This is a genomic window from Mesorhizobium sp. M1A.F.Ca.ET.072.01.1.1 (assembly GCF_004023325.1).
Taxonomy (GTDB): domain Bacteria; phylum Pseudomonadota; class Alphaproteobacteria; order Rhizobiales; family Rhizobiaceae; genus Mesorhizobium.
The window spans coordinates 1-9,545 of record NZ_RZSF01000265.1; the positions used below are offsets into that span (position 1 = coordinate 1).

Here is a 9,545-nt window from a genome sequence, read left to right on the forward strand (position 1 = left end):
GATGGCCGCTGGAAGACGGTCGGGCATCCAGTCACCTACGCCGCCACGTCGCCCTCGCTCTGCATCCTGGAGAAGCTTGTCCACGTTGAAGACCCGGCATTGCTGCCGGCGCTCGCCATGGTGGCATACGATATCCCGGATGAGATACCGGCATCGCATCGATCCGTCGGTGATCTTCCTGCAGATTGGCGCCAACAGGAAGCCATGACGCAGCGCCTTGGCGACGAATGGCTCACCGCAAATGATACCGCGCTGCTCTTTGTTCCGTCGGCAATTGTACCGATCGCGGATAGCCCTGACCGCAATGTCCTTCTCAATCCACGCCATTCTGCGGCTGCAACGATGCGGATCGCTCGCGCCGAACGATTCGAGCTGGATGTCCGTCTACTTAGGGAATGATGATCGAGATCGAACCCTAAAATCTTACGTCAGCAGAAAAAAGACAGGCTTTGGGAGGGCTGGTAAATATGAAGGCCAGAAGTTCCTGCGCGGGAAGGGCTGGGGCAAAAGCAGGCGAGCTGTGCCCGCTGCGTAGGGGCGAGGAGATTTCTTGCCGCCGGCAGAAATCTGGGATCCGGTTCGCGTCAGCCGCTTGAAATCATTGATTTCGCGAACAATCTTTGCATCTGCAGCGATCGCAGTGGCGGCTGGGGCCGGATTTTGGCAGGCCGTCCTCTCACGAACAGTTGGGGATGCTTATGGGTGTCGGCCGAGGCCGCAATGAAAAATGCTGGTGCGGATCGGGTCGCAAGTTCAAGCATTGCCATCTTCATCGCGAAGAACAGGTGCCACTGCAACCTTGGGAAGCCGAAAAGGCTTTCCGGGAAGAATTTCGAACGCCCCTCTGCTCAGCTCCGACAGCCGACCATCAGCAGTGTAGCGGCAAGATCATCCGTGCCCACACCGTTCCTCGATCGGGCAGCTTGAACCGCATCGCCCGCGATGGGCATGTCTACGCGTTTGTCCCTTCTCTACAGAATTTGACCAAATACAACGGCAAGCTTGAGCCCGAGCTTGTGGGCGTGCGAAGTGCCTCGACCTTCACCGGCTTTTGCTCGACCCACGACGATGCGATCTTTGCGCCGCTCGAGAAAGCAGTGTTTTCGGCCACGCCGGAACAATGCTTCCTGCTCGGCTACCGTGCCTTCGCTCGTGAGGCCTATACCAAGGAGAGCGCGGCCCGGATGCTGCCCGTCCAAAGGTCGGCCGACCGCGGTCGAGATATTAGCGACCAGGTCGGAATGCAGATGTTCAACAAGCTGTACGAAGTGGGGATAGCGGCCGGTCTCGCTGATACCCGAGCCCAGAAGGCCGAGTATGACAGGCTCCTTCTTCAGCGGGATTTTGCGAGCGTGCGTGCTTATGTCGTCGAATTTTTAGAGCCGCCACCTGTGATGTGCGCAGCCGGATGGATGCCCTCGACGGATTTCGCCGGCGATATGTTGCAGGATCTCGCCGCGCCGGGCCGTCTTGCATCAATGTCATTTACATCATTTGCGACCGGCAGCGGTGGCGCCGTAGTGTTTCAATGGCTCGCCTGCGACGACGAGGTTTGTGACCGGTTCGCCCGGTCGGTCGAGGCGATCGACGACGCCGAGCTATCTTCGGCCATGGTGAGGCTGATGTTCGAGTATTTCGAAAATGTGCACATATCACCCAACTGGTGGGAATCGCTGCCCGCAGAAACGAGTGTTTCGCTGGTGGAACGGATGGCGCGATCGGCGAATCCGTTCCGCAGCCAGATCGCCAAGCCGCTCCTAGATGATGGAGTGAACGTTGGCGAATGGAAGATCACCCGGAGGTTCCGGGTCGGCGTCCGGCGGAATGATAGCCAAGCTGCATAATGCGGAAAGCCGGTACATTTGAGTGCACGAATTTGCGGAGACTGTTCGCGCTTCGCTGTATCGGGCATTGGCCGGCCGTCGAGCTTTTTCTGAAGGTGGCCATTGAGAACATCATCTCTTCGAGCGCCTTCATGACATCGCCCTCGGCATAGTGGGATGTGTGATAGGGGTGAGATATGGAACTGGTTGTCGCAGAGCAGAAGGACTTGGATTTCATCGAGTCGTGGCTTCAGGAAGAGGAAGAGGTCTATCAGGCACGGCTTTCGGCAGATGCCTGGTCAGAAGGCTTTGAGAGAGGATTCTGGTGCAATATTCGGGTGATACGAAACAGCTTCGAGAATGGCGAACTGAAGGTCGTTCGAGTCGGCGGAAAAGCCGTCGCCTTTCACCTGGGGGAGTTTAATTCGCCTGGCATCACCGAGGTCCATCCGGACTTCCGAGGGCAGGGCATTGGGACGGTGATCGTGCGGCTGGTTTTGGAACGTGCAAACACGAACGAAGCCTGCTTCCTCCACGTCGAATGCATCTCTGAAAAGTCGCGCAGGTTCTGGTCTAAGTTTGGCTTTTCCCCGGACGCTGGGTCTCCGAATGACCTCTACATGACGCTACGGCATACTTTGCCACTGCCGCGGCAGGCGGACCGCATGCTGACCGTGAGCTTTTTTGACGAGGTGGGCTGGTACAGGGGCACGCCTTACAAACGCGTGGACATTCCGTGCATCGTGGAAGACAGGCAAATCCTGCTGTCCGAGATTTGCCACGATCAAATAAACGGCCGCAGGCCCGGCGGTGACCGCCATGTCCAGGTTCAGATAGGTGATCGGGTCGTATTCGAGGGATGGTTAGGTGACGAGAACACGAAGGCCTTCGGATTCGAGGAAGGCAATAACTATTCAATGATCGCCAAGCGGTTCAGTCCGCCGGTGGGCGCGGATTTAACATAAATGACGATTATCCGAACGATATCAATTGCTTAGTTCCATAAGCTATCTTATGCAACTTTAAATTGTTCAACTTGGACAGTTCGATGAGGAGTTGTGCGCTGTGTTGGCGGGCAGATCAGAAGATACGCATCGACGTTTGGGGGACGATGCGCGGTCGCCTGGCGAAACCCAGCTAAATGAGCCAGCTGGAGGGTCAAGCGACTTCCAACCCAAATTCCGGACTTGCGTCCGGGACAGTCTCATCAAAAATGGCCGACCAATCCCTCGCACTCTCCTTAGATTTGGCGACCACTAATGTCTTCAGTCGAGCCGCAGCTGAGTCGAAACGAGCTTCGAGAGCCGGTTCTGAGGGACCTCGATGTCCCGATTTTCCAGACGCGACGGGCGCTGTGGCTTTCTTATCGGTGCTTTCCGACGACGAGCCAGTTGCCGCGATAGTACGTGGTGGATGAGATGGGATTTGCTTCCCCTCTCCCAAATTCCCAAAGGTCTCGGTGGTGGCAGGCACGGGCCTCGGGGGCAAGAATTCCGTCGCGGGCACAGCGGGGACGTGGTTGCGTGAGAAAGCCTCCTGCTCTCGAAATGGCTTTGTGGCAAAGAAGCGTAGCTTGTCGGCAAGGACTGGATTCTGGCCTTCGGCCAACACAAGCATTTTTTCGGAAGGGAGCTGACGGATCTCCTGTGGCATCATGAGGTCGCGCTCCCTCAACTGCTCCACCTTGGTGCGGCGATGGAGGCCCATCAGCTCTATCGTTCGGGACTCCGTCCTGTAGCGCACGGTACGCCGTCCAAGGCTCTTTGACACGGCTTCTGCCGTTGCCTGATCGTTCGCGCCAAGCACGAGTTGGTACCCGCAATTGCCCATCAACGATTGCCGGGCAGTTTCACCATAGATTTCGTCGAGATTCTTCAAGTCCTGGACGATGAAAGCCATCTTGATGTTGTAACCGGCGACATAGGGCAGCTTGCTGGTAATCTCCGTGAGCTTCTTTAGCTGGCGGAACTCGTCGAGGAGAAAATAGACCGGCAGCGATCGGCGATCATGTTCAAGCAGCAGCGTGTCGAGCGTCTGTTGGACGAAAAGTGCCAACAGCGGTCTTAGCAGCGTGATGTCAGTGATGTTCGGCGCCAGATAGATCGAGATCGGCCTGTATTTCAGGGCGCGCAGGTCCATGTCGGTGACGGACGTCGCCGCGACCACCCGCTCATTGCGGAACGGTCGCAGCGCCTTCTGGATGTCGAGCAGCGCGGATGCTGCGGCGCGTTCTGAAAGCGCGATGTAGGCGTTGAAGCTTTCCTCGGTGAAGCGCGAAAGGTTTGGTTCTTTCTCCTTGATCAAGCCCATGAGCGCCTGCAGGTTCACGCCGCTGTTGAAGAAGGCCGTGACCTCGCCGAGATTGCGGCGACCGCGATAAAAGACGCTCTCGTTGATGTAGCTGATCGCGCCGGCCATCACCTGCTGTGCCGTCGCCTGCCAGATCGAGTTTTCGGAATCGATGCTTTCGGGAACGAGAATGCTTGCGATGTTCTGAATGTCGGTGGTGCGGTCCCCGCGGTCGGTTCGGATGAAATCCAGCGGGTTGTAGCGGTGGGTCCGGTCCGATCCCGGCGCAAAGAGGAAAACCTGGTTGCCTCTCGATTTGCGATAGCCGGCGGTCGAGCGGAATATCTCGCCCTTGAGGTCGGTGACGATCATGGACCCTTCATGGGTGAGCGCGTTCGGAATGACGTAGCAAGCTCCCTTCCCCGAGCGCGTCGGACCGATGACCAGATGATGACGCTCGTCATCGGCACGCAGGATCTGGCGGCCAAACCGCCCGAGGATATGCCCCTTACGTCGAAACCATTTGCCGCGGCGAAGCGACATGGCATTTTGAAAATGTGCGTCGCCGAGCGGATTGGACACGGGCCGCAGACCGACATAGGCGACAATGCCGGCGACGAAGAGCGCGGGGACGGCGGCTCCGAGACCAACCCGCCGCAGGACAGGATTGTCGGGGTAGAGCACGAACTGCTGAAGAGGTGCCCATGGGTTCGTGGTGATCGTGGCTTGGAGGATGCGGCCGTCACTATAGAGGAGCTTCAGCGCCAGGCCATAGCCAATCAGCCAGATGGCGAAGGCGATCGCCAGGCAGAACAGGGCATAGGCGAGGCGCAGGGAGCCGGTCATGCTCATGCCATGCGCGCGAAGTAGATTTCCGAAACACCGCGGCGGCCGCCGTCGCGGCGGAGCTGGATGACGATCGGGATCACGCTTCGGATGTAGGAGATCAGGTCCGCCTTCGGGTAAGCGGCTGAGAGGCCCGACTGCATGACCATCATCGCAAGCTGCTCATAAGCGCCGAGCGGGGTATCGGCATGCACTGTTGTCATCGAGCCGGGGTGCCCGGTGTTGATGGCGCGAAGGAAGGAAAATGCTTCCGATCCCCTTACCTCGCCGACGAACAGGCGGTCGGGCCGCATTCGAAGCGAGGCCTCGAGCAGACTTTGGATCGTCACGCTGGCGGTACCCTGGTCGCCTTTTGACGCCAGTAGATGCACGGCATTCGGCTGCGGCGGAAACAGCTCCCGCGTATCCTCGAGCGTGATGATGCGCTCACGCTCGTCGACCGATTTGAGGCAGGCATTGAGGAAAGTCGTCTTGCCGCTCGAGGTGCCGCCACTAATGAGGACCGAGACGCGGTTCGTGATCGCGGACCGTATGAAGCCATAGAAATTCTCCTTGCGCAGAAGCTCGATCAACTCGCGGTCGACATCGCTCACGCCACCGATGGCTACGGAAACATGGTCGAAGGCGCCCTTGTCGCGATAGTCGTCGAGGCTGAAATCGCTGACGACCTGCTTGCGCAGCGAGACGACGCCTCCATCGGGCGCCGCCGGCGGCAGAACGACCTGGATGCGCTCGCCGGTCGGCAAGGCGGCACTTAGGACCGGGCTAGCCGGACTGATGAACTGGTTCGTCGAGGCCGCGACGCGTTCGCCGATGTTGACGATCTCTGCCGTCGTCAGCTCCGGCACGGAAAAGGACGCCATATGCTCGTCACCCAGCCGCTCGACATAGACTTGGCCTGGCCGGTTGATCGAGATTTCGACGACACGCGGATCATCGCGAAATGGCTTGAGCGGCTCCAGCGCGCGGTAGAGAAAATAGTGGCGATCGCTGCGGCTGAACTCAGTTGAGACCACGTTCATGATGGATCTCCTTGAGCGCCTCGGATACCGGATCATCGTAGAGCGCGGAAAAGTCGAGATCCTGCCGCACGAAAACGAAGATACGTTCGCCCTGCGCTACGCTGATGGTCGGCGGAATCTTGAGGCTGTCGCCGAGGGCCTGGTTGGCCATGTCGGAGAAGGTCTGCGCGAGCGTGGTGCGGGCAATGTCCTCTGCGCGCTGACCGTTGTCGCTGTTGTTGTTCACGGATTGGCTGCCGTAGCCGGTCAGGTAGCTGGCGCCACCGCCGACGATCGAGAGAAGGATCGCCGCGCCAAAGCGTTCCCGGAACTTGTTGTCGACTTGGCCCGTCAGGCCGGAACGGCCGAGGCTGTCGGCGCCGATGGAATCGAGACGAACGCTGACGCCGTCATCGCGCAGCATCCTTGTCCAGATTACGAAGATCCGCTTTTGGCCGCGCACGATGTCGGACTGATATTCGCCGATGAGGCGCGTGCCTGTCGGAATGAGAACGCGACGCCCGTCAAAGGAATAGACGTCCTGTGAGACGATGGCGCGGATTTGGCCAGGCAGGTCGCTGACGATGGCGGTCTCCAGAATGCCGGGGATCAGCGTTCCTTCCGGCACCAGCGCATCGATGCGGTCGATTTGTCTCGCCTTTGCCGTGCGGTCGCCCAGACTGATCGCCGCCGCCAGGAACTTGCTGTTGCGATCCTCGCCGGCGACCGTAGCGCCCTGCCCTTCCCCAGCCGCCGATCCAAGCTGCTCGCCGCTCGAGCCTTTGTTGTCAAAGACGACCATGTTCGAGCGGTAGCGCTTCGGGAATTCATCCTCAGGCGGTAGCGCTGCTGTATCAGGTGCGGGCGCCCCCGCGGGCGGTGGCGGAGGCGGGACGTTGAACTCCGTCGTGTCGGAACGCTCTTCCTCCTTCGCCGGCGGTGGGGGTGGCGGCGGGATTTGAAGGACTTCCGGCTCCGCCGGTTTAGGCTGCGGCTCGCCATCGCGCACAAAGGATGGCGGCCGAAACGTGGTGGTGGAGAACTCTTCGTCGCCGGTGAGCATATCACGCTGCTGAGGCCGCCCGCCGGCAACGACGAAATAGCCCGCGACCATGCCAATCAGGATGAGCGCGCCGCCGCCGATGAGCTGCTTGCGCCGAACGCTTCTGTCCGCGATCGCCGACTCGTCGCGGCTCGCCAGGACCTCGAGCTCAGGAGTGCGCTGGATCAATTGCCGCTCCTCCTGCGCTTCGTCGCATGAAGATCCTCGACCGGTCCAAGGATACCGGGATCAGGCGCGCCGAAATCGGGTTTTCTGAGATTGAAGATGCAGACCCATTGGTCGCCGTCGCGAAGGGTGAACTGCGTGGCCGTTCCGTCGACGACGATGTAGTCGCCCTCTTTGCGGAAGTTTTCCAACGTCTCCGAGAAATCGGGGTTGACGGCGAAGATCGCTGGCACACGACGGTCGAATTTGAAGAAGGTCTTGGCGCCATCATCGAAGATCATGAACGGCTTCAGCCGCGCATCGCCGGAAAATGAATAGTCGATATTGACGTTGGCCTTGTCGATGCCGGCAATATTCGGCCAGGCAGCGCGCTGCTCGGCCTCCTTGCGCAGCGCCGCATTAAGATTCTTTTCAGGGTAGACGAAGCGGATGCCGAAGACTTCCCTGCCCGCCTCCGGAGCGTTGTCGCGCAGTTCCAGATAGTAGATGCGCTTGTCCGTGACGACGTTCATGTTGGTGGCCACGTTCTTGGCGATCGGCTTCACAAAGAGGATGTTGCCCTTATCGGCCGGGACGACCTGCCAGCTTTCGGTGTCGCCGAGCGAGATCGTCTGGAATTTCTCGTCCTCGTCGAAAATGATCATGGTCGAGATGCCGTAGGTGGCGAAGACCTGGACGACATTGTTCTCCTGATAGACCACGCTGGTGATGCGTCGATCGAGAGACCCGCCTTTTGGCGTTTGCGCCGCGATGGCGGCGGAGCCGAAGGCGACGAGGCATAATGCCGTGGCGAGGACCACTCCCTTCCTCATCACGGGCTCCCCGGCGTCACGGTCTCCTGGTCGCGGCGATAGTCGTAGACCTGGAAGCCGAGCGGGTTCTCGAAACGCCATTCGTTCTTGATCGGCGTGTCGGTGTAGCGGTAGCGCACGACGGAGATCCAATGACGGTCGACGGCCTCGGTCTCGCTTTTCTCCGTGGTTGAGAAACGCACGATCGCCGTCGAATTGTTTGGAAAGCTGACCGACTTGACGTCGACCAGGACCCGCTTCAGCTTGCCATAGACTTTGGCGGGGTTTTGCGGATTGGCGGCGCTGTAGAGCGCCTGCAATTCGCGGGCGGCATCGCCTGTCGAAAGAAGTGCTGCGATCCCGAAATTTTCCTCGATCGCGTAGGGATCGTATCCCTCGCGGCTGCGGATATAGCGTACGACATTGGCCTGCGTCACTGCTTCCTGCTCGGTGAGATTGGCCGGCCGGGTCAGGCCCGACTTCAACTCGATGTAGCCGGTGTTCCTGTCGACCTCGACCAGGTACGGTTCGAAGCTCTTGAGCGGCAGCATCAGGACGACCGCCAGAAGGCTGAGTGCTGCAATGCTGGCAAACACCAGAGCGAAGAACCAGGCGATGCGGCTCGAGCGTTTCGCCCGCTTGATGATCTCTGCCTCCCAGATATCGCCTTGCTGGAAGTACGATCGCAGTCTGTCGTCGGTGCTGTCTGCCATGCTTTCCGTCGAGGTTGGTTCGGACACTCATTGGTCGGGCTCGAGCGCCTATCCGGGCGTTCCATTAGCTGTGATGGCGCGCTGCATGGCCTCGCGGGCCATGTTGCGCGGCGGATGAAGCTGCGCCTGCACGCGATGAACCGCGGCCTGCATTTGCCGTGATGATGTGCCGATCGCCATGCGACCGAACATGATGCCGCGGTCGGTGAAGGAGCGGGATCGCTGCCCGATCGGCGTCGCCAGGCCGCCGACAATGCCTTGGGCAAGCGACTGGATCTGGATCAGAACGAACGAGCCGGCGAGGCAAAGCATGATGAAGGCGGCGAAGTCGCTGAGCTTCAGCTCCCGGTTGCCGGAGATTTGGTTGATCTTGGTGAGCTCAGGAGCCATGGCCGCAATCAGGAAGGCGGCGATGACGTAGACGAAGAGCGGGATCAGCGCGTAAAGCAGCGACTGGTTCAGCCAGCCGATGGCGTAGTTGCGGGTCGGATTGAAGAGCATGCAGGAAATGAAGATCGGCGCGGTGCCGAGCAGCACCCAGAGGATCACCTTGGCGAGCACCAGGATGCCAAGCGCGATCGCGACGAAGAGGCCGGCAAAGACCATGATGACCATGCCGATCAGCGCCGGCAGCACCGAGAAATAACCGGCCTGCTCGGAAAAGGTCGAGGCCGCCACATTGGCTGTCTTCCAGATTTGGGAAAGGCCGTTTGTCGGCTCGGTCACGCCAGTTCCCGACGCGGAGAGCACGGCGCGGCCGGCGGCCTCCGGCACCTTGGTCAGCCAGTCATAGACAAGCGCGTCGAAATTGGACCAGGTGCCGACGAGGATGAATATAATGATGACGCGGGCAA

General features: G+C 59.7%; 9 protein-coding genes. 3 read left to right on the top strand and 6 right to left on the bottom strand.

Features of this window, described 5'->3' with window-relative positions:
- From EOA32_RS27685 to EOA32_RS27695, 3 genes are all read left to right on the top strand, one after another.
- Positions 1–399 (top strand): RES family NAD+ phosphorylase (locus tag EOA32_RS27685; protein WP_128373406.1); only part of this gene is annotated, 399 nt, incomplete at its 5' end.
- A 299-nt stretch (positions 400–698) separates the two neighbouring features.
- Positions 699–1,844, top strand: a complete 1,146-nt coding sequence (locus tag EOA32_RS27690; protein ID WP_189407424.1) for an SEC-C domain-containing protein — start codon at positions 699–701, stop codon at positions 1,842–1,844.
- A gap of 176 nt (positions 1,845–2,020) precedes the next feature.
- Complete coding sequence (locus EOA32_RS27695) at positions 2,021–2,788, top strand: GNAT family N-acetyltransferase (RefSeq protein ID WP_128373408.1); 768 nt, start codon at positions 2,021–2,023, stop codon at positions 2,786–2,788.
- A 193-nt stretch (positions 2,789–2,981) separates the two neighbouring features.
- Here the strand turns inward: EOA32_RS27695 and EOA32_RS27700 are convergent, their stop codons facing one another.
- From EOA32_RS27700 to EOA32_RS27725, 6 genes are all read right to left on the bottom strand, one after another.
- A complete protein-coding gene (locus tag EOA32_RS27700) occupies positions 2,982–4,958 on the bottom strand; it encodes a type IV secretory system conjugative DNA transfer family protein (RefSeq protein WP_128373412.1) in 1,977 nt (658 codons plus the stop codon).
- A 2-nt stretch (positions 4,959–4,960) separates the two neighbouring features.
- Complete coding sequence (virB11, locus tag EOA32_RS27705; protein WP_128373409.1) at positions 4,961–5,980, bottom strand: P-type DNA transfer ATPase VirB11; 1,020 nt, start codon at positions 5,978–5,980, stop codon at positions 4,961–4,963.
- Positions 5,961–7,187, bottom strand: coding sequence for a type IV secretion system protein VirB10 (gene virB10 / locus EOA32_RS27710; protein WP_128373413.1), 1,227 nt, complete (start codon positions 7,185–7,187; stop codon positions 5,961–5,963). Before virB10 ends, virB11 begins: the two co-directional genes overlap by 20 nt.
- Positions 7,187–7,999 carry a P-type conjugative transfer protein VirB9 gene (gene virB9 / locus EOA32_RS27715; protein ID WP_128373410.1) on the bottom strand — a complete coding sequence of 271 codons (813 nt, stop codon included), beginning with the start codon at positions 7,997–7,999 and terminating at the stop codon, positions 7,187–7,189. Before virB9 ends, virB10 begins: the two co-directional genes overlap by 1 nt.
- Positions 7,999–8,691 carry a type IV secretion system protein gene (locus tag EOA32_RS27720; RefSeq protein ID WP_128373411.1) on the bottom strand — a complete coding sequence of 231 codons (693 nt, stop codon included), beginning with the start codon at positions 8,689–8,691 and terminating at the stop codon, positions 7,999–8,001. Before EOA32_RS27720 ends, virB9 begins: the two co-directional genes overlap by 1 nt.
- 48 nt (positions 8,692–8,739) lie before the next feature.
- A partial coding sequence (locus EOA32_RS27725) for a type IV secretion system protein (RefSeq protein ID WP_145971367.1) occupies positions 8,740–9,545 on the bottom strand: 806 nt, incomplete at its 5' end.